Below are 20270 nucleotides of genomic sequence, written 5' to 3'. Positions count from 1 at the left end.
CGTCCTGAGCCAGGATCAAACTCTCATTGAAGTTTGTAGCTCATTTGCTGGCAATGGTTTAAAACCATTGTTTTTAAAAATAATTTAACGTTCGTTTCGTTCAGTTTTCAAAGATCAAACTTGATCGCGTCACCCGATGGCGACTTTTCTATTATATCGAAATCGAAAAGTCATGTCAACAATTTTTTTAATTATTTTTTTGAGTCACTAATTAAGTAATTGTCTCTCAATCGAGGCACGAATAATAATATAACACCATTTTATTAATGTAGCAACACTTTTTTTGTAGAAATTTAAAAGTCTTTATTTTTGGCTATTTTTAAAAAAAAGTCCCCTAACAAAACAGGGGACTTTTTCTAAGTTAATCTCGTTTCCTCATCAACGGGAATAACAACACGTCTCGTATTGATGGAGAATTTGTTAATAGCATGACCAAACGATCAATACCTATTCCTAATCCTCCTGTAGGTGGCATTCCATATTCTAAGGCTTCTATAAAGTCTTCGTCCATTTCATGTGCTTCATCATTACCTTGTTCACGTTCACGTAATTGATTTTCAAAACGCTCACGTTGGTCAATAGGATCATTTAATTCCGTAAAGGCATTCGCATGCTCACGACCAACGATAAACAATTCAAAACGATCCGTGAATCTAGGATCCTCTTCATTCTTTTTAGCTAGAGGTGAGATTTCAACCGGATGTCCATAGATAAATGTCGGCTGTATAAGTTTTTCTTCAATTCTTTGCTCAAAAAACTCATTGACAATATGGCCAAAAGTCATATGTTCAGTAATTTCTATTCCATGATCTTTGGCAAGTTGTCTTGCCTCGTCATCACTCATGTCTTTCCAAAAATCAACACCGGTATATTCTTTAACAGCATCAACCATGTGCAGTCGTTTCCATTTAGGCTCAAGGTTCACCTCGTACTCTCCGTATTGGACTGTAGTGGAGCCTAATACTTCCTGAGCCACGTGTGCGATGAGGTTTTCAGTCAACTCCATAATATCTTGGAAGTCAGCGTATGCTTCGTAAAGCTCTAGCATCGTAAACTCAGGATTATGTCTAGTCGATACTCCCTCGTTACGAAAGACTCTTCCTATTTCATATACCTTTTCCATACCTCCAACAATAAGACGCTTTAAATGAAGTTCAATAGCTATTCTCATGAAAAACGGCATATCTAGAGCATTGTGATGCGTTTCGAAAGGACGAGCGGCTGCTCCCCCTGCAATTGCATGCAACATTGGAGTTTCGACTTCTAAAAATCCTGTTTTATCTAGGTAGCGTCTCATCGATTGGATAATTAAGCTACGTGAAATAAAGGTTTCTTTACTATCTTGATTTGTAATTAAGTCCAAATAACGTTGACGATAGCGCTGCTCAACATCTTTTAATCCATGAAACTTTTCTGGTAATGGGCGGAGTGATTTTGAAAGTAAAGTAAACTCCTTAGCTTTAATAGAGAGTTCGCCTACTTTTGTTTTAAAAACTGTTCCGGTCACTCCAACAATATCACCTAGATCAACAGTGTTGAAAAGATTATACTGCTCCTCACCTACACCATCTTGTCTAACGTAAATTTGAATTTGTCCTGGAAGATCCTGAATATGAGCGAAACCAGCTTTCCCTTTTCCGCGTTTCGTCATAATCCTTCCAGCAATCGTTACTATAATATCCTTTTCATCTAATTCTTCTTTTGAAAATTGATCATATAGTTCTTTTATTTTTTGCGTATCATGAGTGCGTTCAAATCTTTTTCCGAATGGATCAATCCCACTCTCACGCAACGAAGTCATCTTGTCGCGTCTTACCCTCACCTGATCATTCAATTCCTCTTGACTCATGTATACCACTCCCATCTTTTATTAAGGTGCATTGTTAAGCATGTATGTTATTTTGGCTCTGCTATGTGTTCTAAATAAAACAACTGCCAGCATTTACCGGCAGTGTAATGAGCAATGTTAAACAGCTTGCTTTTCTGTTACTTCTGCACCATCAGTAATGTAATCCAATAAAGCGACAAGCTCGGCTCGTTTAAGGCATTCGTTGATCGCATTTCTAATCTTACCATTTCCTTGAATTCCTTTTAAGTACCAAGCAGCATGCTTTCGCATTTCTCTAACCGCAACATTTTCTCCTTTTAAAGCAATTAAGCGATCTAGATGAAGCTTGCAGACTTCCATTTTTTCTTTAACAGTCGGCTCGCCTGTTAATTCGCCTGTTTCCAAAAATTTAACGGTTTGATAAATCATCCATGGATTTCCAAGAGCAGCACGTCCAATCATTACTCCGTCTACTCCGGTTTCATCCAACATTCTCTTTGCATCTTCAGGAGTTTTTACATCTCCATTTCCAATCAATGGGATATTGATTGATTGTTTAACTTTACGTATGATATCCCAATTTGCCACGCCTTCATACATTTGCACTCGAGTTCGACCATGCATAGAAACTGCTGCACCACCAGCACTTTCTACTGCTTGAGCATTTTCCACTGCGAAAATATGCTCGTCATCCCAGCCGATACGCATTTTAACCGTTACTGGTTTTTCGACCGCTCCCACAACAGCAGATACCATATCGTAAATTTTATTAGGCTCAAGCAACCATCTTGCTCCCGCTTCACATTTAATAATCTTATTTACCGGACAGCCCATATTAATATCGATAATATCCGCGTTCGTGTTTTGATCTACGAATCTCGCAGCCTCTACAAGAGTTTCTTTTTCTCCTCCGAAAATTTGCAAGGATAGTGGCTTTTCACGCTCATCTATATAAAGCAAATTCATCGTTTTTTTATTTTTTTGAACGATGCCCTTATCACTAATCATCTCTGCACATACTAGACCTGCACCAAATTCTTTAACCGTTAAACGGAATGCAGAATTACATACTCCAGCCATTGGTGCGAGAACGACTTGGTTTTTCATTTCAATATCCCCGATTTTTAACACGCAGCCACCTCCTTTTCTTAGTCTTCGCGCAAAATCGGAACAGAATTAATATTCTTTATCCTCCGTAGGGGTCAGTTCTTTCAATGTGACACCTAGCACTTTGGAAATAGTTAATAGAATATTCTCTGAAGGCATACGGGTGCCTCTTTCTATTTCACCCAGGACTGAAACTGAAATCCCTATATCTTTCGCAAGGCCTTCTTGCGTATAACCTTTTAATTTTCGAAAAGCGCGGATGCGTCTTCCCCATTTATCTGTTTCCATAACCGAACTCCTTCTTTGTCAGGTATATCGTCCAGAACTTCAACTAAAGGGGTATCTATAATCGGGAGCACAAGGCTCCGATCAATTTCTAAAAGTGGAATAAGTACAAACGCTCGCTCCATCATTCGAGGATGAGGCACTTGTAAAGACTCCATCTCAATATTTTCTTTATTATACAATAAAATGTCAAGGTCTATCACCCTTGGCCCCCATCTAAATTCCCTAACTCTTCCTAAATCGTGTTCAACTTTCATGCAAAGGTCTAAAAGTTGCAGGGCTGAATAGGAAGTAGAAATTTTTACAACCATATTTAAAAAATTTTCTTGGTCTGTATAGCCAACAGGGTCTGTTTCATAAACAGAGGAACACGCTTCAATATTCACATGTTTATCTTCTGATAGTTTTTCTATAGCAAGCTTTAAAAATTCCTCTCGATTTCCAATATTAGACCCCATTGATAAATAGGCAATATTTTTCATGAACGTATCCTCGTAATTTCTACAGCTACAGATTGATAATGCCCTGGAATAGGCGGATCTGGCTTAATCACTTTCACTGTAACAGATTCAATTTTAACGAATGTTTCAAGTATCCCAGATGCTATACGCTCGGCGACCGCTTCAATTAATTTATATGGTTTTCCCTCAACGATTTCCTTACAAAGCATATAAATATCTGCATAACTTACAGTTAGGTTGAGATCATCTTTTATCCCAGCCTCTCTAAAATCCGTTTCCGCAATAACATTTACACGGAACCTTTGTCCTAGCTTCGTTTCTTCAGGAAGAACCCCGTGATACCCATAAAACTCCATTTCATTTAAGTAGATTTTATCCATTACGTTTCCTCTTTCCCATTAAGACATCCATCATAGCGGCCATTCTGCTTATTTCTTTCACATCGTGCACACGCATAATGTGGCATCCTTTTTGTATACCAAAGCAAACTGTGGCTCCTGTTCCTTCCATTCGCTCTTCTACAGGTAAGTCAAGGGCTGTTCCTATCATACGTTTACGAGAAGTCCCAAGGAGCACGGGATACCCTAGTCCAACTACTTTATCTAAATGGGCCATCATTTCAATATTCTCTTTATAATCTTTTGCGAAGCCAATCCCCGGATCTAAAATAATCTGATCATCCGCTACCCCGGCCTTTTTTGCAATTGTGATACTTTCATACAAATCATTCAACACATCACGAATAAATAAATCATAATCACGATTTTCACGATTATGCATCAAGATAATCGGGACATTATAATCAGCCGCTACACTTGCTATCTCAGGTTCTTTTTTCGCACCCCAAATATCGTTAATAATGGAGGCTCCTGCTTCAACAGCATGCTTTGCAGTTTCCGCTTTATATGTATCAATAGAGATCGGAACTTGCGCTTTAGCTGCAACTGATTTAATAACGGGAACGACTCTAGCGATTTCTTCTTTCACTGAAACAGGTTCATGTCCCGGTCTGGTAGATTCTCCACCAATATCAATAATATCCGCTCCATCCGCTACCATATGAACAGCATGCTCTGCAGCAACCTCTTCATTGTTATAGCGGCCGCCATCTGAAAAAGAATCGGGCGTAGCATTTAAAATTCCCATGATTAATGTCTTGTTAAAATCAAGTGTATATAATCCGCATTTCATTTTGTTCACACCTTTTTTCTAATTCGTATCTAGCGCAAGCAAATATAACTTTCAAGGCGCTTGAGCTTTTCTTTGTCCAGCTTCAGGCGCCATCGGCTCGAGGTCAAATAACCTAAGCCGCAAAAGTCAAAGAGCGACTTTTTCGCGACTTAGAACATTTGCTTGTCACCGATGTACGGGCGCCTTACGCTTTTCTTTGTCCAGCTTTCAGGCGCCATCGGCTCGAGGTCAAATAACCTAAGCCGCAAAAGTCAAAGAGCGACTTTTTCGCGACTTAGAACTTTTGCTTGTCGCCGATGTACGGCGCCTTCCGCTTTTCTTATAGAATACCTCTTTTATTGAAATTAGAAAAGCAAGCCCGAATTTGGACTTGCTTTTTTTATAAATAGTTATTAGTTTTCGTATTGATAGAGGGCTGTGCTTAAATAACGCTCTCCATTGTCAGGAAGTATGGCTAATACAATTTTTCCTCTTCCTAGCTGTTTGGCTACTTTCAAAGCTGCAGAGATTGCAGCACCTGCTGAAATTCCGCCAAGAACACCTTCTTCTTTTGCGGCACGTCTTGACGCTTCAAACGCTTCATCATTAGAGATTTTAACGATTTCATCATAAATCTCTGTATTTAATACAGTTGGCACAAAGCCCGCACCTATTCCTTGAATTTTGTGAGGACCAGGTTTTCCACCTGATAGAACTGGTGAATCTTCAGGCTCGACTGCAAAAATCTTAATATCAGGGTATTTCTCTCTTAACACTTGGCCGGCACCTGTAATCGTTCCGCCTGTTCCAATTCCTGATACAAATGCATCCAACTGATCACCCATTTGTTCAACGATTTCTCTTCCAGTTGTTAAGCGGTGGATTTCTGGATTAGCAAAGTTTTCAAATTGTTGAGGCATGAAATAGCCTTTTTCTTCAGCAAGCTCATTCGCTTTTTTTATTGCGCCTTTCATTCCTTCAGCGCCTGGAGTCAATACTAACTCAGCTCCATAAGCCCTTAGTAAATTGCGGCGTTCTAGGCTCATCGTATCTGGCATTACCAGAACTGCTCTATACCCTTTTGCGGCAGAAATCATCGCAAGTCCAATACCTGTATTCCCACTAGTTGGTTCAACAATAGTATCGCCTTCTTTTAATTTCCCTTCCTTTTCAGCAGCCTCAATCATTGCTAAAGCGATTCTGTCTTTTACGCTGCTGCCGGGATTCATATATTCTAGCTTTACATATACATCTGCGCTATTTTCATCTACGATGCGGTTTAATTTGACTACTGGAGTATTACCTACTAATTCGGCGATTGAATTTGCCCTTTTCGTCATGTTCTCCACCTCTAAATCCGAGTATTTTAATTGGTTTATTTACAAATTACCAGTAAATAGGTGAACTGTCAATAACGAAGTCTTATTATTAGGAAAATCCTATGAAAATATTCCTATGAAAAATGCAAGGTGCTCCGCCTTAGGCGACAAGCAAATGTTTTGATATGAAAAAAGTCCATAATCTGCCTCGTGCGTATCAGCTTATCTCTGACTTATGCCGTTGGCTCCTGAAGCTGGTAACAAAAGTCATGATTCAAATTTACAGACTCATAGATTTTTTTACTTTCTATAACAGAAAAAAGGCGGTTCATCATATTAGATGTCCGCCTTTTTCCTTATTACTTTCTCGCTGCCTCTTTAAGTTCCTCTAATTCTTCCTTTGAATAATTGTAGGTGGAGTTACAAAAATGACATTGAGCGTTTGCCTCGCCATCTTGTTCGATCATGTCATTTATTTCTTTTTCACCAAGACTTACAATTGCATTAGCAAATCTTTCCTTTGAACAAGTACAAAGAAATTGAACGGGTACCTTCTCTAAAACTTTTAGGTTTTCTTTCCCAAGAACTTGATTAAGAATTTCTTCAGAGGTATATCCTTCTCGAATCATTGTCGAAACCGGTAAAATAGAACCAAGTCTTTTTTCAATATCTTCAATGACTTCTTCACTTGCTCCAGGCATAATTTGGATGATAAAACCACCTGCAGCCAAAATCGTGTTATCTGGGTTAACGAGTACCCCCACTCCAACAGAAGACGGTGTTTGCTCTGATTTAGCAAAATAATAAGTGAAATCTTCTCCTAATTCACCGGAGACAATTGGCACCTGCCCTGTAAAGTGTTCGCGCAATCCAACATCTTTTACTACCGATAACCTACCCTCAGTCCCGACTGCTCTTCTTACATCCAACTTCCCATTTTCATTTAAATCAAAATGGGTTTGCGGATTAGTTACATATCCACGAACATTCCCCTTCGCGTCCGCATCAACAAGGATAATGCCGAGTGGTCCGTCACCTTCTATTTTAATGGTAATTTTTTCTTCACCTTTTTGCATAGACCCCATCATTACACCAGCTGTCATTGCTCTACCAAGAGCAGCTGAAGCAGTTGGCCACGTATAATGTCGACGCTGCGCCTCTCCAACAGTTTCCGTTGTAAGCGTAGCATACGCACGTACTTGGCCATTATAGGCTAGTGCCTTTATTAAATAGTCCGCCATTTGCTAGCCACCTTTCATTCGTTGACATTTCTCTTATAAATGAGTTGTAGCCCTTTAAGAGTCAAATCTTGATCTATAATATCGATCATCTTTGTTTCTGATGCAATTAAATTTGCAAGACCACCTGTTGCCACAACTGTAGGCTTTTGATTACTTTTCTCTATTATCCGTTTTACAATACCTTCAACCTGTCCTACAAAACCAAATAAAATACCAGCTTGCATTGCCGCTACTGTATTTTTACCAATGATTTCATCAACATGGGTAATCTCAATCCTCGGGAGTTTAGCAGCCTTGGAATATAAAGCTTCTGTAGAGATGCCAATACCAGGTGCTATTACACCACCCATATATTCACTTTTTTCATTAATATAGCAAAATGTTGTAGCTGTCCCAAAATCGACAATGATCAACGGACTTCCATACTCATGTATTCCCGCGACAGCGTTAACGATTCGATCCGCTCCAACTTCACGAGGATTTTCATATTTTATATTTAAACCTGTTTTAATTCCAGGTCCAACAACTAACGGCTTTACTTGAAAATACTTAGAGCACATTCTCTCTAACGTGAACATGATAGGAGGTACAACGGATGAAATAATAATTCCATTAATATCTTCAAAGCGCAAACCAACATGCTGAAACAAAGCATTAATCGCCATTCCAAATTCATCTTCCGTCTTATGTCTGCTAGTTTCAATGCGCCAATGATATTTCAAATCATTTCCCTGATACACACCAAGAACGATATTTGAATTTCCCACATCTAAAACAAAAATCAACATCTTCACCACTTTTTTAAAGAGACTTTTTTAACTTCAAACATCATACCATAATTGCTTTATTGAGTGGAAATTTAAATGCAAAATTGACCTGTTTAATGACGAACGATTTGTGGGGAAAAGCGCAAGTCACCTCACCAAATAGCAACTAACAAGTGTTTTCTATTCTTTAACTTTTCAATAAGAGTTTTCCAATCTCGAATTGATGTCAGTTAAAGGTAAAAATCGGCATTTACTTCTTTCTTTAACATAAAAATTGAAAAAAGACATCGATTTTCCAATCGATGCCTTCTTTGTTTTATTCCTTATTTTCTTTTTCACTTGAATCGGATAAATCATCTGCTTTTTTCGTTGGACCCATTTTTTCCGGTTTGCCTGCTGGAGGGTCGATTCTTTCTTCTTTAATCGACATGTCTCCTTCGTCCTTCGGCTGAATGGTTACCTTAGGATCTACTGGATCTGGAGTCACCTTAGAAACTGGACGGTCCGGAAGAGTGCCCTTTTCATAAAGACTCTTAATTTGTTCAGCATCAAGAGTTTCTACTTCAAGAAGTGTTTGTGCAATCAATTCAAGCTTGTCACGATTTTCCCTGAGAATCTTTTCAGCTCTCTCGTAACATTCTTTTATGATGCGTTGAATTTCCATATCAATTTCATATGCAATTGCATCAGAATAGTTTTGTTCATTGTGTAAATCACGGCCTAAGAATACTTGACCGCCTTGCGCTTGACCAAATTGTAGCGGACCGAGTTTTTCACTCATTCCAAATTCAGTGACCATGCGACGGGCAATTCCTGTAGCACGTTGGAAGTCATTATGTGCACCTGTGGACGCTTCATTAAACGTAATCTCTTCAGCAACACGACCTCCAAGTAACCCAGTAATTTTATCCAGTAACTCTGGCTTCGTTTGGAAATAGCGATCTTCCTTAGGAAGCATTACAGCATATCCCCCAGCTTGACCACGAGGAACTATCGTTACTTTATGAACGATATCCGCTTCATCCAATACGAGACCAATGACCGTATGTCCACCTTCGTGATACGCAACAATGTTACGCTCTTTCTCAGATATGACTCGGCTTTTCTTAGCTGGACCAGCAATTACACGGTCGGTCGCTTCATCCACATCAAGCATATCAATTTTCTTCTTGTTATGCCTTGCCGCAACTAACGCAGCTTCATTCAAAAGATTTTCTAAGTCTGCACCTGAAAAACCAGGCGTTCTCATCGCAATAGATTTTAAGTCAACAGAATCATCAAGCGGCTTATTACGTGCATGAACACGCAAGACCGCTTCACGTCCCTTCACATCTGGGCGATCAACCGTAATTTGACGGTCAAAACGGCCTGGGCGTAATAGAGCAGGGTCTAAAATATCAGGACGGTTTGTTGCGGCTACAATGATGATTCCTTCATTTTCACCAAATCCATCCATTTCAACGAGCAATTGGTTTAATGTCTGTTCACGCTCATCGTGGCCCCCACCAAGTCCGGCACCACGTTGACGTCCAACAGCATCAATTTCATCAATGAAAATGATACATGGAGCATTTTTCTTAGCATTTTCAAAGAGATCACGTACACGAGAGGCACCGACACCGACGAACATTTCAACAAAGTCGGAACCACTGATTGAGAAGAATGGTACTCCAGCCTCTCCAGCAACAGCGCGCGCTAAAAGTGTCTTACCAGTACCCGGAGGTCCCACAAGTAAAATCCCCTTTGGTATTCTTGCTCCCAACTCTGAGAATTTTCTTGGATCCTTTAAAAACTCAACAACTTCAACGAGTTCTTGCTTTTCTTCATCGGCACCTGCAACATCTTTAAAACGAACCTTTTTCTTTTCTTCAGAATAGAGTCGTGCTTTACTCTTTCCGAAATTCATTACCCGACTTCCGCCACCTTGTGCTTGGTTTAGCAAGAAGAAGAACAAAATAAAGATGATGATAAAAGGTATTATCGTCGTAAAGAACGATACCCAACCGCTAGTTTCTTTAGCAGGTTTAACTTCCAATTCAGAAGAAGTTGCGGCATCAATACGATCTAGCATAGCAGGACTATTCATCACATATGTGATAAAAAACTCACCTTCTTGAGCACCCTCTAATTGTCCTTTTATTTCATAAACGCCCCGTTCAGGTTGCATTGTATACTTCTTGATATCACCTTTTTCTAAATGCGTGACAAATTGCTGATACGCCATCGGCTTAATTGTTTCATTACTATTTTTAAACCAACTTAATATCCCTACAAGTACAAGAAAAATTAGAGCATAGAATATTACATTTCTAAAAATCCGGTTCATCCCTTACCTCCTCCCACTTTAAGAAAAGCGTATATAAAAATGACTGTATTAAAAATTTATTTTTATAAAAAAGCTTTCATTTTTTAGCTTTTAAAAAAACTATATTCAATAGTATCATAGTCATTTCTGTCTTTACAACAAATCCACTTCTTTTTCATTTTTTATTTCATTATTATATATTCTAGCCATAAATTTCAGGCTTTAATATCCCAATATAGGGTAGGTTACGATATTTCTCAGCGTAATCAAGACCATAACCGACTACAAATTCATCTGGGACAATAAAACCTACGTAATCTGCTTGTATATCCGCTTTTCTGCCTGTTGGCTTATCCAATAATGTAACAATTTTGATTGATTTTGCTTTGCGATAACGGAATAGATCAACGAGATAGCTCAATGTTAAGCCACTATCTATAATGTCTTCAATGATAAGGATATCTCTACCCTCAACTGGTGTATTTAAATCTTTTAGTATTTTTACTTCCCCCGAAGAAACAGTTGATCTTCCATAACTCGATACATCCATAAAATCGATTTCTAAATATGTATCAATTCTCTTCATAAGATCCGTCATAAAGGGTGTTGCCCCTTTTAGCACTCCTACTGCAAGAGGAAAACGCCCATCATATTCTTCTGTAAGTTTATGGCCAAGTTCAGCTATTTTTGCATTAATTTCATCTTCTGTTATTAAAACTTTTTCAATATCGTTTTTCATCTATCGTTTTCCTCCTAGGAAAAGTTAGTCGCTGTAATACATAATGTAATAATCTTTTTGTTGCACAGGAGGTGTTTCATAGGAAGGCTTTTTCAATCCAGGAATCCAAAGGACTTCCCCTGATCGATCTGTAACAATAGGCCAAATCGCCCTATCTTCCAATGGTATTTTCATATCAATAAAAATATCCTTGATTTTTTTTGTACCCATCCCTTTAACCTTAAATTTATCACCCTGTTGCCTCGTTCTAATAGTTAAGGGAAAGTGAATGGATTCAGAATCGATCGCAAGTGTATTTGCATCTGTTTTGATTGGACAATCAGATACTTTTTCTACACGGAACGTTTTGCCGTTTGGAAGAGCTACTTTTTCACCTGCAAAAATTTGATAATTATATTCCGTGTCTCGCTCCTGATTAACAAACGTAAATCTGCAAACATCATATGATCGAATTACTTTTAAACCATTTGGGAAATCCAATCTTCCTGATGGATTCTTAGATTTAATCAACTGCTGTAGAGCATCAATATGTATAGATGTTAAATCAAGTATGTACTGCTTGTAAAGATAGTTTAATATTAGATGAATCACCCTTCTTTGTAAAGGCAAAGCTATTGTACAAAACGAGGGAATATCTAGAGTTATTCCATCTTCTCCATACTCCTGACACATCTTCGAAAATGCTTCCTTAGCCAATTCCTGTAAAAACGACTCATCTTCACTTAATTCTTCACTGAAACGTTGAAAGTGTTCAATCACCCGAAGATTTTCATTTTTTAAAAAAGGCAATACTTCTAGTCTAAATCGATTTCTCGTATATTTTTTTGTATCGTTACTTAAATCACGACGAGGTTTTAGCTGATGAACATCGCAGTATTCCTCAATTTCCAGTTTGGATACACTTAAAAGCGGACGAATCATTTCTTTCCCTGATCCAAATGGTCTTATCACCTGGATACCGGCTCTTGAGATTCCACTGCTTCCCCTTACAAGTCGCATTAGAATGGTCTCTATTTGATCATCACCATGTTGACCAACCGCAAGCTTATTTGCCTGAAGTTCCTCCATTTCTTTTTCAAAAAATTGATAACGATATGTTCGAGCTGTTTCTTGTAAACCAGTTTTATCGATTGCCATTTTCGTTTTTATATCGATGGAAGTACTTTTACATACAATTCCTCGCTTTTCGCAATACTGTTGGACGAAAATGAGATCGTCTTTAGAAGCTTCGTCTCTTAACATATGATCAACATGAGCAGCAGCAATCTTTATATTATATTTTTCAGATTGATGATATAGAAAATCAAGCAATGCTAAAGAATCAGGTCCCCCTGACACAGCGACAAGAATATAATCTCCCTCTTGAATCAGGGAATGTTTTGAAATAAAATTATGCGTTTTTCTCTCGAATCCCAACACAAAAACCATTCCCTTACACTATTGCAGAAATTTATTTTTTATTTGTTAGATCTATCGCCTTCTACTTTACTTCTTCCTATATCCTACCATTTACTGCTTTATATTGAGTAGCTTAATGCATTAAATTTTTCCTATAATATATAACCATATATGTATAAGGTATATAGAATCATCGTAATCAGCAGGATTGAAACTGTTTCGAGAAAGGCTCTCATTTTTTTCTTCTTCGGCTTTGGTGCATACCGTGTAGTACGTTGCTGCTTAGACCTTTCGCCTGCGGAAAGAATTATAAGAAGCTCTTTTTTCATTTCTTTGGCAGAGTCATATTTCCCTAAAAGTGCCTTCATTAAAATAGTATCAAATTTTAACAATTCCTTATTTCCTTGAATTATGATGGTTAATTGTTTCACACTGTTTCCACTTTTTACGAAACGCTTCGGATAGTGTAAATTAATCATCATCATAGCGGTGGAAAATAGATCGTAACTTGGTTCAGCTTTTCTGGAACCAAGCCCCCAGTAGCCACGATCAAAAAACTCTGTGAATTCCTTTATAGCGCGACCCCTCATTGTGGTGCCTCCCACATCTATACAACGAATTTTTGGTGTTGGTCCTTCGACAATTAAATTCTCTGGTTTTAAATCACCAAAAACCCAGCCTTTTTGATGAAGACCTTCTAAAACGTCGAGCAACTGGATCATCATTATTCCAGCCCAGGAAATTCCTTTTTCCCTAACAAAGTGTAGCAATTCTTTACCTTTAATATATTCCATTACATAAAAGTGAATTCTTCTTTTACCATTTTCCCAATCATCGACATCATACAAAGAAGGCCCGAGGGATGATCCCTGGACCTTCTCAAGTGCTTTTAGGACATTTACCTCCGAGATAATCGATACACTATCGATACTTATTTTTATTGCTGTTAAACCGAAGCTACTTTCGGCGAGATATACGACCCCATTTGCACCTGAACCAAGCATTCTGACAATCTCATAACGATGTCTATTCCATTTTCCAATAATTACTGTGCCAGCGGGATATTTACATTGACTCTTCCATGTATTGTTCATCATCACCCGTTAGCAACCCTTTCAAAGAACGCTTTTTCTTGAAAAAAGTAATCGCCTCATGAATAGCAGGACCAGTCGGTGTAATTCCTCCAACGGCAAGCTTTGGGAAAATAGTCGTCAATAATTCTAAATTAGGTGTCCAATCTAATAGCCTTTCAACATCTCTCCTTTTCCCGGGAAATATTAATACAGCAAAGCGATTATTGCCCATTCGTGCGTTCAAACTTAATGAAAGGTCTAATAATGCTTCTTTTACTGTATCGAGCTTGGATTTCATACTAGCACTCGTATCTATTAATACAACGACCTCTACGTCGGATGTTTCGCCGAGTTCATCGACAACTTCCATGACTTCGCCTCGCTGCTCAGGTGGAAGTTCTTCTAAATCCATCTCCTTTCCTAAAATTTGTCGCAACTCCTTGTTAACGACACCTTGTAAGGTCTGGGTCATTGCCTTTCTTGTCACCATCTGTACGGTCTGTGATAATGCTTCAGCAAAAACAATCTGACTAATTCCACCTCCGGAAGCGGCAATCCCTTCAATCTCCTTTATGCCTTGTTCCTCAATCGCGTCATTCTCAACTACACCAATTACATTTACCGTAATACCGTGTTCTTTAGCAAGTGCTGCCATAGCAATTGGATTTTCACCTTGATTGGAGCAACCGTCCGTAATTAATAATATTTGTTTTAAAGTACCCTTCTTCATGTACTCCCCTCCAGATTTAACAGTTTGCGAATATTTCGAAACTGCGTTATTGTTATCATCCTCGCCGGGAGTATCCTTTTTTATACTTCTTTAAGATATTTTCATATATTTGTTTCTTACAGGAATTGCAGCCCATTTTGGAGTATTATGTTTTATCGCCACAACTGCAATCGTCATATCATCAGCAATCGCCCCAGATCTCGTTCTTATCACTTCTTCCATTATTAAATCTGCTACGGCTTGAGGATCATTTGTTTCCATTTCCCTTAATTTCCGCTTCATCCATAACTCATAATTTTCTACATTTTTAGGACCTTCAAAAATGCCGTCACTCATCATGATAAGTAAATCCCCTGCACGTAGTTGCTCAGTTACAACGTCTACATCAAATTCCTGTAATATCCCCATTGGTAAATTACCAGATTCTATTTTTAATATTTTATTTTCCCTCTTAATAAAGCTTGGGGTGGAACCAATTTTAAGGAATTTTGCTTGTGCATTGTGCAAATCAATCATAGCAAGATCTAATGTTGAAAAAATCTCATCCGTCGTTCTAAGAGATAAAACAGAATTGACTGATTTGATCGCCACCTTTTCTTCAATGCCAGATTTTAGGATTTTCTGTAAAAGCTTTAGCGTTTCACTACTTTCGTGATGGGCTCTTTCCCCATTTCCCATTCCGTCGCTAATCGCTACTGCAAACTTTCCTGGGCCTAATTCAATCGTCGAATAGCTATCGCCGGATAAAAAACCTCCTCCTTTAGCAGCATGCGCAATACCTGTTTCAACAACATAAGCCTTTGCTGATCTAAGAGTTGCATAAGAGAGATCTGAACGAAAATCTTCATATTCCTCACCCTTAACGACAATCGTTTCATTCAAAATGTCGGAAACGATTGGAGCAATTATTTTTTCAAATTCACCTAAACTACTGGAATGAGGAAGGGTAATATCAATATCCACGTTTCCAGGTTCGAGGTTATAAATTTCAATTTGCTCAATTTCAATTCCAAAATCCTGCAATACATCCAACATCATTTCCTCTTGTCTATGATGATTTTCTTGTTCTCGTTGTATTTCTTTTGCGAAATCACCCATTACTTCTGAGACGCCTAATAATTGTTCTGCAACAAGCTTCCTACTTTCTTGTAACTGTATTTTCAATTGCCGGTTTGCCTTCATAACTGTTAGTTCTTTATGGACCGCATCACGTACTTTTTTAGATTTAGTACAATGCTTGTCCAACTGTCGATAAACAGTAGGAGAAAGAGTTCCAGAATTTTCATCTATATCATGCATAACATTCCTCATTAACTCATATGTTTTATCAAAGTTGGAACTCCAACAATGATTACGTTTAAAGCAATTTTGACATGTTTTTTCAGTCACATGACTAAGAAACAGATCAAATTCTTGATCTTCATTCTTATCCTCTTCCCATTTTTCAGGTTGGGAAAAGCTATTAGATAATGCTTGGAAAACAGATGAAAATTGCTCAACCCTACGAACGGTAATATCACGAATTTTTCTTGCATATCGTTGTTGGTCCTTTGCATGTTCCGGAGTACCAGGAATAAAACGCGCCAATTTTTCGGTCAAGCTTGAAGGGGTAATGAAAAATAGGAAAATGGCTGCACATGATTCATAAACGGTCAAAACGAGTGGTGTGTTAGACTCACCGTACATACCAATGAGAACCGTTGCCACCATAAGCCCGATTGCGGAGCCTATGCGTTTACCTTCTTTAAGAAGGCCACCTAGAAGTCCTGAAAAAGCGAGTAGGCTCATCTGATAAAGGCTTGAAATACTAGCAAGGCTAAAAATCAAACCTGTGACAACCCCAACCGTCGATCCAACTGTTGCTCCAGCTGTAAAAGCGAAAAGAAGAACTAGATAACGAGAAAGAATATGTTCTATCGATAAATCATATACCGTCCATCCAATCGTTCCTGTTAATACAGAAGCTAATAAGATAATTAAGCTAATAATTTCTTCCGTCTTTAAAGACTTTTTTCTTTTTTGAGAAGAAAGAAACGGGATGCTTTGCATGAAAATAAAAACAAGAACAAATGCAAGACTTGCTTCAACTCCAGCCATAACACCGTCGTACCGAGAGAGAGTTTGTCCATTTTGTATATACAAGAAACCGCATTTGGTAAAAAAGGAGATACATAGAACCGCATAGGGCAATATTTTAAAAGCTTGTTTGAATAAATTTTCCATAAGTTTATACGTTATTAGGAAAACAGCACATAAAGTAAAGATATAAGCGGCATTTCCGATGGAAAGCGTAAGTGAACCAGCTAAGAGACCGAGAAGAACGGATGAAGCCTTGTCTCTTTTGGATAAGTAGACGACCGCGAAGAATGGTAATGCGAATGGAGTTAAATGGGATAATATTAAAGCTCGGCCAAGAAGTAGAGATACGATTAGCAGAGCAATCCCTTTTTGCAGGAATACATAGTCTAACTTTTGTTGAATGACCTTGAGCTTCTTTGAAATGTCAAACTTATTTTGTTGAAGCTCCATGTTCCGTAACGGTGTAATGATACTTAGATCTCCTCTTTCCACTTTTAAAACACTCCCCACTGTTTATAATAGTTTTCATTATATAGGGGCTTTTTTTAATATTTTGTCAATTTGATGGGGATGAAATAAAAAAGAGTTCGACTAATTTGGGCAAAATAAAAAGCATAAGACTAATCCTCACAGGAAGAAAGTCTTACGCTTTATCATGTTATGTTGTGTTGGCGTCTATTAGCAGCGCTACACCTTTTCTTATTGTTTCGTTTTAGACATAGAGGCTTGGAGGTCAATAAACAGTAACCCTGGAAGATTGAAAGGAACTTCCAGTTTAGAGACATATGCTTATCGTTCCTCATCAAGCGTCTTCGCACCTAGACATAAAAGGAAAAAAGCGCCTTTTTTGCCCCAGAACATTTGCTTGTCGGGGCTGAGCAAGGCGCTTTCGCTTTTCTTTATAGCGGCGGAGGGGATCGAACCCACGACCTCACGGGTATGAACCGTACGCTCTAGCCAGCTGAGCTACGCCGCCATGAACCTAATAAAAGGCACAATGTCTATATTACAGACCACTAAAAAAAATGTCAATCATAATTTTACATGATATGCGAAATTCCATACTCTCCTAAAAATAAAGTATTTATATAATCTTAACAACAAAAAACTACCCTATCACCAAGAATTAGATTCCTGGTTACGGATAGTTATTTATGTTTATTTTAGAAAACAGACAGCAAGTTAACCTCTTCTTGCTCCTCGTCCACCACGTTTGGATTCCGTATGACGCTTCAATGAAGTTAAGCGGTCTTCACTGTCTTTCAAGAACTTGTTCATTTTTTGTTCAAAGCTTTCTTTAGTACGCATATCATTTACTCTATTGGTGCGTGGACGTGGATTTGAATGAGATTGAGCAGGTGGCTGATCTTTCGCTTTACGTATTGATAAGCCAATTTTTCCGTCTTTCTCAACATTTAAGACCTTTACTAGGACTTCATCGCCAACTTTTAAATGTTCATTGATATCTTTTACATAATTGTCGGCTACTTCACTGATGTGAACGAGACCTGTTGTGCCTTCGGGCAATTCAACGAATGCCCCAAAATGAGTGATGCCTGTTACCTTACCTTGTAACTTGCTGCCTACTTCGATCGACATAAAAAAAATGATCCTCCTTAAAGTGTAAAAAATGAGCCTTATTATACATTATATAGAACTTATAAAAAAAGTGTCAATAAGACACCTTATCTTCTTTCTTTTTCTTTTTTGGTTCTGGAATATTAAAAATAATTTCGCCTTTCTCAGAAAGGAAATACTCACTTCTCGCTAGTTTTGCTATATATTCATCATCGTTTAGTTTAACAATTTCATTTTCTAGAGATACTTGTTTCTTTTCAAGCTGAGCTAATGTTTGTTTTAAGTTAACTTCTTCCTTTTTCTTAGCTTCTAAAACATCCGTTCTAAAAATAAAAGTGGAGATCACTAAATAGGATAATGCCACAGTTAAGATGAGGAAAACGCATAATCTTCGAATGAGCAGTTTTTTTCTTTTTGCCGCTCTTCTCATGAGGACTTCTTGCTGCTTCATATAGTTTGTTTCCAGTGAAGTGATCGGTTTGATTTTTCTTACTCCCATCCTGTGGCCTCCTTTTTTATTCAAATACGAAACATTCTTTTTATGAAATGAAACGCTCTAATTAATACATTCTTGATGATGTTAAAATATCCTTCCAAAACATGATAGGTTTTTCGAAAAGCTTCTTTTACTTGTTTTGGAATGAGATGAAGAAGTCCTTTCCCGATTAATTTTATCGGATAGAAGACAACCTTTAACACCCATAATAACACTTTTCCGATAAACTTTACAAGTGTCAAAAGGACTCTGCTTAAAAACAAGATTGCTCCTATTAGAAATAAAACAATCCATTTGATTGGAGAATATATGAGTGTAATAAATAGCCTATAGAGCAAACGAATAGTTTCTTTCGTGAAATGAATAAATGCTTCAAGGACTCTTAAGTAAAACTTCTTCAATAAAGCTTGATAGGCAGAAAAACCGCAAAGAAGCGCTAATATCAAGTAAAAACGAAGTTCGCCGTAATTGACGAGAAAAAGAACATAAAAAGAAATCAGTCCCATTATAATCCAAAACAATATATCGTTGACAAAAACGATTAGCCTTTTTCGATTCTTTCGATTTAAAAACCTTTGATATGTGTCGAGAGATGCGCCAAAAAAGCTTCCCATGGCGATCATGGAAAGCATTGTATAAAACTGAGTAGATAAACTCATCGAAACAACTTCCCAAAGAACCCTTTTGCCTTCTCCCCATGGTGATCATCAAGATAGACAAGGTCAAAGATTTTTCCTTTTATCGAAACAATCCCCTTGTCAACATCGAGATTTTTCATTTGTAGATTCTGGCCGCGAATTGCCAAAAATCCCATCGAGGTTTCTAGCAAGAATTCTTCATTATCGAAGCTCTCTACTTGTTTTACCCCAGTTATCTCAAGGATTTTTCTTCCTCTCATTACAAGGTCGTGTTCAGGCATTGTTCCTTTCGAAGGCACTGATTCGTAATATTGGTTCATTTTCATCCCTCATTTTCGCACTAATTTTGTTTAATACATATGAGAGAAAATGAAATAATAGAACAAGCTGTACGAAAAGCGGAGGCGACTGTTTAGCGTCGTACGAACGGGAGACTTTCCTGCACTGAGATAAAGGAAACACGGCGAGGAACGAGCCGATGTTGACTTATCGTAGGGAAGGAATGGCTCGTTCGATAGACGCTAGGAGCCGCAGCTAGACATTACGAAAAGCGAAGACGACTTAACAGGCTAGGACCGCCACGTCTTGTGGCAACGTCTGCACTAGCACATCCTGTGCGTCGCAGCGTCGTACGAACGGGAGACTTTCCTGCACTGAGATAAAGGAAACACGGCGAGGAACGAGCCGATGTTGACTTATCGTAGAGGAGGGAAAGGCTTGTTCGATAGACGCTAGGAGCCGCAGCTAGAAATTAAGAAAAGCAACAACATGAGACTATTCTAAAGATTCGTCCCTTGCTACCTTCTCCTCTTTTAACACAGTATACATATTAGCCGCTTCTTCTTTTCTAGAAGATTCTTGTAGTAAATCAATTTTGACTGTTACCGTTTTTTGGCCAAAACGAATTTCAAGTTCGTCACCAATTTTAACATTGGAGCTAGCCTTTGCAATTTGTCCATTTATCGCAATTCTACCTTTATCTGCTACCTCTTTTGCGAGAGTACGCCTTTTAATTAATCTTGACACCTTTAAAAATTTATCCAAACGCATTGTTGC

The 20270-nt window shown here is 38.2% G+C and carries 20 protein-coding genes and 1 tRNA gene; all 21 read right to left on the bottom strand.

The window, feature by feature from the left end:
• Positions 1 to 361 precede the first annotated feature (361 nt).
• Complete coding sequence (gene lysS, locus MT489_RS21595) at positions 362 to 1849, bottom strand: lysine--tRNA ligase (protein WP_244683619.1); 1488 nt, start codon at positions 1847 to 1849, stop codon at positions 362 to 364.
• A gap of 117 nt (positions 1850 to 1966) precedes the next feature.
• Positions 1967 to 2959, bottom strand: coding sequence for a tRNA dihydrouridine synthase DusB (gene dusB / locus MT489_RS21590; RefSeq protein WP_244683618.1), 993 nt, complete (start codon positions 2957 to 2959; stop codon positions 1967 to 1969).
• Positions 2960 to 3004: 45 nt separating this feature from the next.
• On the bottom strand, positions 3005 to 3223 hold the full coding sequence (locus MT489_RS21585; protein WP_244683617.1) for a helix-turn-helix domain-containing protein: 219 nt from the start codon (positions 3221 to 3223) through the stop codon (positions 3005 to 3007).
• On the bottom strand, positions 3175 to 3702 hold the full coding sequence (gene folK / locus MT489_RS21580) for a 2-amino-4-hydroxy-6-hydroxymethyldihydropteridine diphosphokinase (RefSeq protein WP_244683616.1): 528 nt from the start codon (positions 3700 to 3702) through the stop codon (positions 3175 to 3177). The genes MT489_RS21585 and folK overlap by 49 nt, the downstream gene beginning before the upstream one ends.
• Positions 3699 to 4061, bottom strand: a complete 363-nt coding sequence (gene folB, locus MT489_RS21575) for a dihydroneopterin aldolase (RefSeq protein ID WP_244683615.1) — start codon at positions 4059 to 4061, stop codon at positions 3699 to 3701. Before folB ends, folK begins: the two co-directional genes overlap by 4 nt.
• Positions 4054 to 4872, bottom strand: coding sequence for a dihydropteroate synthase (gene folP / locus MT489_RS21570; protein ID WP_244683614.1), 819 nt, complete (start codon positions 4870 to 4872; stop codon positions 4054 to 4056). The genes folB and folP overlap by 8 nt, the downstream gene beginning before the upstream one ends.
• 392 nt (positions 4873 to 5264) lie before the next feature.
• Positions 5265 to 6191, bottom strand: a complete 927-nt coding sequence (gene cysK / locus MT489_RS21565; RefSeq protein WP_244683613.1) for a cysteine synthase A — start codon at positions 6189 to 6191, stop codon at positions 5265 to 5267.
• A gap of 338 nt (positions 6192 to 6529) precedes the next feature.
• Positions 6530 to 7411: an Hsp33 family molecular chaperone HslO gene (gene hslO / locus MT489_RS21560; RefSeq protein WP_244683612.1), complete on the bottom strand. Its 882-nt coding sequence runs from the start codon at positions 7409 to 7411 to the stop codon at positions 6530 to 6532.
• Between the two features lie 14 nt (positions 7412 to 7425).
• A complete protein-coding gene (locus tag MT489_RS21555) occupies positions 7426 to 8199 on the bottom strand; it encodes a type III pantothenate kinase (protein WP_244683611.1) in 774 nt (257 codons plus the stop codon).
• Positions 8200 to 8494: 295 nt separating this feature from the next.
• Positions 8495 to 10504: an ATP-dependent zinc metalloprotease FtsH gene (ftsH, locus tag MT489_RS21550; protein ID WP_244683610.1), complete on the bottom strand. Its 2010-nt coding sequence runs from the start codon at positions 10502 to 10504 to the stop codon at positions 8495 to 8497.
• Between the two features lie 181 nt (positions 10505 to 10685).
• Complete coding sequence (gene hpt, locus MT489_RS21545) at positions 10686 to 11222, bottom strand: hypoxanthine phosphoribosyltransferase (RefSeq protein WP_244683609.1); 537 nt, start codon at positions 11220 to 11222, stop codon at positions 10686 to 10688.
• 24 nt (positions 11223 to 11246) lie between these two features.
• On the bottom strand, positions 11247 to 12650 hold the full coding sequence (gene tilS, locus MT489_RS21540) for a tRNA lysidine(34) synthetase TilS (RefSeq protein WP_244683608.1): 1404 nt from the start codon (positions 12648 to 12650) through the stop codon (positions 11247 to 11249).
• 122 nt (positions 12651 to 12772) lie between these two features.
• Positions 12773 to 13717, bottom strand: a complete 945-nt coding sequence (locus MT489_RS21535; protein ID WP_244683607.1) for a protein kinase domain-containing protein — start codon at positions 13715 to 13717, stop codon at positions 12773 to 12775.
• A complete protein-coding gene (locus MT489_RS21530) occupies positions 13686 to 14507 on the bottom strand; it encodes a vWA domain-containing protein (RefSeq protein WP_244683629.1) in 822 nt (273 codons plus the stop codon). Before MT489_RS21530 ends, MT489_RS21535 begins: the two co-directional genes overlap by 32 nt.
• 6 nt (positions 14508 to 14513) lie before the next feature.
• Positions 14514 to 16994, bottom strand: coding sequence for a stage II sporulation protein E (spoIIE, locus tag MT489_RS21525; RefSeq protein WP_244683606.1), 2481 nt, complete (start codon positions 16992 to 16994; stop codon positions 14514 to 14516).
• 410 nt (positions 16995 to 17404) lie between these two features.
• Positions 17405 to 17478: transfer RNA gene (locus MT489_RS21520), tRNA-Met, on the bottom strand.
• A 206-nt stretch (positions 17479 to 17684) separates the two neighbouring features.
• A complete protein-coding gene (locus MT489_RS21515; RefSeq protein WP_244683605.1) occupies positions 17685 to 18101 on the bottom strand; it encodes a S1 domain-containing RNA-binding protein in 417 nt (138 codons plus the stop codon).
• A 73-nt stretch (positions 18102 to 18174) separates the two neighbouring features.
• Positions 18175 to 18579, bottom strand: coding sequence for an FtsB family cell division protein (locus tag MT489_RS21510; RefSeq protein WP_244683604.1), 405 nt, complete (start codon positions 18577 to 18579; stop codon positions 18175 to 18177).
• A gap of 20 nt (positions 18580 to 18599) precedes the next feature.
• The gene (gene yabQ / locus MT489_RS21505) at positions 18600 to 19235 is read right to left on the bottom strand and encodes a spore cortex biosynthesis protein YabQ (protein ID WP_244683603.1); all 636 of its coding nucleotides are present in this window, start codon (positions 19233 to 19235) and stop codon (positions 18600 to 18602) included.
• Positions 19232 to 19534, bottom strand: coding sequence for a sporulation protein YabP (gene yabP / locus MT489_RS21500; protein WP_244683602.1), 303 nt, complete (start codon positions 19532 to 19534; stop codon positions 19232 to 19234). The genes yabQ and yabP overlap by 4 nt, the downstream gene beginning before the upstream one ends.
• Positions 19535 to 19988: 454 nt before the next feature.
• Positions 19989 to 20264: an RNA-binding S4 domain-containing protein gene (locus MT489_RS21495; RefSeq protein WP_244683628.1), complete on the bottom strand. Its 276-nt coding sequence runs from the start codon at positions 20262 to 20264 to the stop codon at positions 19989 to 19991.
• Between the last annotated feature and the right edge of the window lie 6 nt (positions 20265 to 20270).

The organism is Lederbergia wuyishanensis, from assembly GCF_022900255.1.
Taxonomy (GTDB): domain Bacteria; phylum Bacillota; class Bacilli; order Bacillales; family Bacillaceae_C; genus Lederbergia; species Lederbergia wuyishanensis.
The sequence above is the reverse complement of the archived record's forward strand: the minus strand, read 5'-3'. Positions and strand labels throughout refer to the sequence as shown.